Here is a 3,392-nt window from a genome sequence, read left to right as displayed (position 1 = left end):
AGGTGGTGACTTCATCAACCTAGACCTAGCGGTACTTGAAACGAAAAACCTACTGCATGACGCGTGTGAAAACGATTCAAACCTTGTGGCTATCATCGGCTCTGATCTGCTTGCTTACGACAAAGCCAAGTTCTACGAAGCACACGGTAATACGCCAAGCGAAAAAGGCAAAATCCAAGAGCTGCAAGTCATCGGTACTTATGGCGGTTTGCCTGCTGTGAAAGTACCAGGCTTCCCTTCTACGGGCATCATGGTCACCAGTTACGACAACCTGTCCATCTACATTCAAGAAGGTTCTATTCGCCGCTCTACAGGTAAGAAGAACGATGAAAAAGACCAGATTGAAAACTTTGAGTCGATGAACATGGCTTACGTGATTGAAGAGCTAGGTAAAGCCGCCGCGATTGAGTTCAAAAACGTGAAGCTTTGGATTAACGATGCCTGGCATTAAGCCAAGCGTTAAACACTAACACCCCCTCAATGCAGGCTCTATTGCTATTTCAGGTGCGCTTTGGTGCTAACTGTTATTCGCGATTGTCGGCCTGCATTCCCTAACCCAACAAGGATAAATCATGGAATTTGTCGGCAACAAAAACAAACCGTATCAATCTCAGTTGCCAGCAACGGGCAAATACCCAGTACTGAACATTTCAGAGTTTCAGTCTCTGTACCATTTCCAAAGCAATGAGACAGAGGCAGGCATTCTGCATCACGCGAAGGTGTCACGAATCAAAGTGCACTCAGAGCTTAAAGACACCTTAGTGCCTTTTGCTAGTTTGACAGCGTTATCCCAAAAGCGCTTTAGTGATGACGACTCGGCCGAAACCCTTTACAAGCAGGCTGTGTTCGCACTAACCGCCGCGCAACTGATTAGCGTGCAAATGAGTGGTGACGCAACCGCCGAAGCCGCTGACAGACAAGAAGCGCTCACCAGTAAGAAAGAAGAGTGCGAAGTGCAGTACCGCCAAGCGGTAGACATATTAATTCACGCAGAAGAAACCTACTGCTTCGAGAGAGTGTAATGAAAGCACTGCAAAGCTTAACGGACTTATTCAAAAGCCATGTGACAGACGCGGCCAAAATGGACGTGTGGGCGGAGGATGGCGCTTTATTTTGTGGACAAGGTGCTTTTGTCGATGGATTTGAAATTGAATACACCGCCATCGTTTTCTTGCAAAGCGCCAAGTTAGAGCCGCAAGTTTTGTTTATGCATTTAGTCAGCTGGCTTAATAAGTTCGACCCAGAGCGAGCAGAAAAAGGCTTACCCATGCCGACGTTCGCGCTAGAGCCTCTCGATAAAGGTGTGTTTGATCTCAAGCTGAAAATTGATATTCGTGAAGAGTTCGACCTTCAAGAAAGCGAACAAGGAAATTGGAAGCAAGGTGATACCCGTTATGAATGTGTCAGTGGTTTTGAAGCGCGAGCCGATGAAGACCAACTCGGTGAATTGGTCCACTTTGTCGGCCACTTAGGTGATTTGCCATGAGTGAATTAACACTCGCGACGCCTGAACAACTGACTCAAGTTGTGGAAAGTTTAGTGCTTACGGCCAGTGATAAGTTTGAGCTTAATAAACGAATGGCCAACCGAGCACGGCAGTTCTTTCGTCAGCAAATTCGCGCTCAGCGAGATATTGATAACAACCCGTACCAAAGCCGAACGCGGCGAAAGACAACCCAACTATGGGATGGCACCCAAGCGCAGAACACCGTTAACAATAAAAACATGCTGCTCGGTTTTGGTAAGGCATTAAGAACTCACGTAACAGAAGATAGCTTTGAGATTGGCCTAAAAGGTGTCGCGGGTCGCATCGGCCAAGAGCACAACCAAGGCTCTCAAGTGTCATTCACGACTCGCGTTAATGGCCACTACAACAGCAAAACAGGTCAATGGACAGGCGGCGTGAGAACCAAGCGCAATTATCAAATGCCCAAACGAACCTTCATTGGTTGGACACCTGCTCTAGAGCGAGAACTACTCGCCATGGCAGCGGAACACTTTGCACTAGAGGATGCAGCGTAATGGATAAACAAGTAGAGAAACCCAAAGTACCCACCTTCAAGATTAAGCCCGCCACTAAAGGCTTAATCGTGAAAGACCCTATTACCCGAGAGCCACTGAAAGCTGTAGGTGAAGTAAAGCCTCGCAACGCTTACTGGCTACGTCGACTCGCTGAAGAAAGTGTCGTGGATATCGACAAAACAGCCAAGAAGGAAACTAAATAATGAGTATTGGTTTTGCTGAAGTACCAAGCACCGCTCGCGTTCCCGGTGTCTATATTGAAATTGATAATAGCCTGGCAAACAGCGCAGAAGACTTACAAGTCGTCTTGGCGATCGGTAATGCGGTCAGCGGTGCAAAGGTCGCTCACAATAAAGTCACGCTTTGTATGGATGAGACAAAAGCGGCAGACTCGTTTGGTGCGAGTAGCGACATCGTGGAAATGATCACCTACTTCCGCAAGCAAGATAAAACCATGCCAATTTACGCGATCAGCGTGGGTAGCGATGATATTGCAAGTGCATTGGCGGCGCTAGGTGACACGCAATACCACCACATCATGTGCTCATTGAATGACGACACTACCATTCGCGAATTGGGTACCTTTCTTGAAAATCGTTATACCGCATTAGAACAAGTGCCAGGTATTGCGTATCTACCGAAGAAAGGCACGCACGCCGAGCTAGTTACCTTTTCAGCAAAGAGCAACTGCCCGTTAATCAACTTCCTGCCAATCAACAACTTTGGTGACTCTAAAGACCAAGCATTATCAGATGCAAAAGCCATTGGTGCATGGGTAGGTCAAATCGCCCCGTCATTGGCTATCGACCCTTGCAGGCCGCTACAAACACTCAAGTTAAACGGTGTTTATTCACTGGCAACGCAAGAGTGGGATTGGGCTGAACGCAACCTCTTTTTGTATGAAGGCTTGAGTACCTACACGGTGAACTCAGCGAATGAAGTCTTAATTGAACGTGCCGTGACGGCTTACACCGAAAACGCAGCTGGCGTAACAGACAACAGTTACCTCGATGTAATGACACCGGCAACCGCCATGTACTTCCGTCAGAAACAGCGCTCGTTGATCTTAAGTGTCTACCCTCGACATAAAGTTGCGAAAGACGGCACCAAGTTCGCCAAAGGTCAGCCGATTGTTACGCCGACCATGTTCAAGGCCAAACTGTTGACCTTGTATCGAGATCTGGAATACCAAGGCATCGTGCAAGATTTCGATGGCTACAAAAAGTCACTCATCGTCGAGCTTGATAAAACCAACAAGCAGCGCGTCAACTACCAAGATTCACCACAGTTCGTGAACGGTTTGATTATCGTTGCGGGTAAAATTCAATTTAGGAAGTAAGTCATGGGAACAAAAATTACTAGCCGTGCTG

General features: G+C 47.4%; 6 protein-coding genes. All 6 read left to right on the top strand.

The genetic code is table 11. From position 1 onward, the window contains the following. A partial coding sequence (locus AB4496_RS23510; RefSeq protein WP_372132176.1) for a P2 family phage major capsid protein occupies window positions 1–451 on the top strand: 451 nt, incomplete at its 5' end. A 121-nt stretch (window positions 452–572) separates the two neighbouring features. Then, window positions 573–1,022 (top strand): head completion/stabilization protein, encoded by a 450-nt coding sequence (locus AB4496_RS23505; RefSeq protein ID WP_170962717.1) that lies wholly within the window; start codon window positions 573–575, stop codon window positions 1,020–1,022. After that, window positions 1,022–1,486: a phage tail protein gene (locus AB4496_RS23500; RefSeq protein WP_102258097.1), complete on the top strand. Its 465-nt coding sequence runs from the start codon at window positions 1,022–1,024 to the stop codon at window positions 1,484–1,486. The genes AB4496_RS23505 and AB4496_RS23500 overlap by 1 nt, the downstream gene beginning before the upstream one ends. Further along, complete coding sequence (locus AB4496_RS23495) at window positions 1,483–2,022, top strand: phage virion morphogenesis protein (protein ID WP_102258096.1); 540 nt, start codon at window positions 1,483–1,485, stop codon at window positions 2,020–2,022. The genes AB4496_RS23500 and AB4496_RS23495 overlap by 4 nt, the downstream gene beginning before the upstream one ends. Beyond that, window positions 2,022–2,225 carry a DUF2635 domain-containing protein gene (locus AB4496_RS23490; RefSeq protein ID WP_102258095.1) on the top strand — a complete coding sequence of 68 codons (204 nt, stop codon included), beginning with the start codon at window positions 2,022–2,024 and terminating at the stop codon, window positions 2,223–2,225. The genes AB4496_RS23495 and AB4496_RS23490 overlap by 1 nt, the downstream gene beginning before the upstream one ends. Beyond that, window positions 2,225–3,361: a phage tail sheath subtilisin-like domain-containing protein gene (locus AB4496_RS23485; RefSeq protein WP_102258094.1), complete on the top strand. Its 1,137-nt coding sequence runs from the start codon at window positions 2,225–2,227 to the stop codon at window positions 3,359–3,361. Before AB4496_RS23490 ends, AB4496_RS23485 begins: the two co-directional genes overlap by 1 nt. Window positions 3,362–3,392 lie beyond the last annotated feature (31 nt).

The sequence above is a fragment of the Vibrio sp. 10N.222.46.A1 genome (genome assembly GCF_041473595.1).
GTDB classification, from domain to species: Bacteria; Pseudomonadota; Gammaproteobacteria; order Enterobacterales; family Vibrionaceae; genus Vibrio; species Vibrio tasmaniensis_A.
Note: the sequence above shows the minus strand (reverse complement) of the source record. Positions and strands in the feature narration are given on the sequence as shown.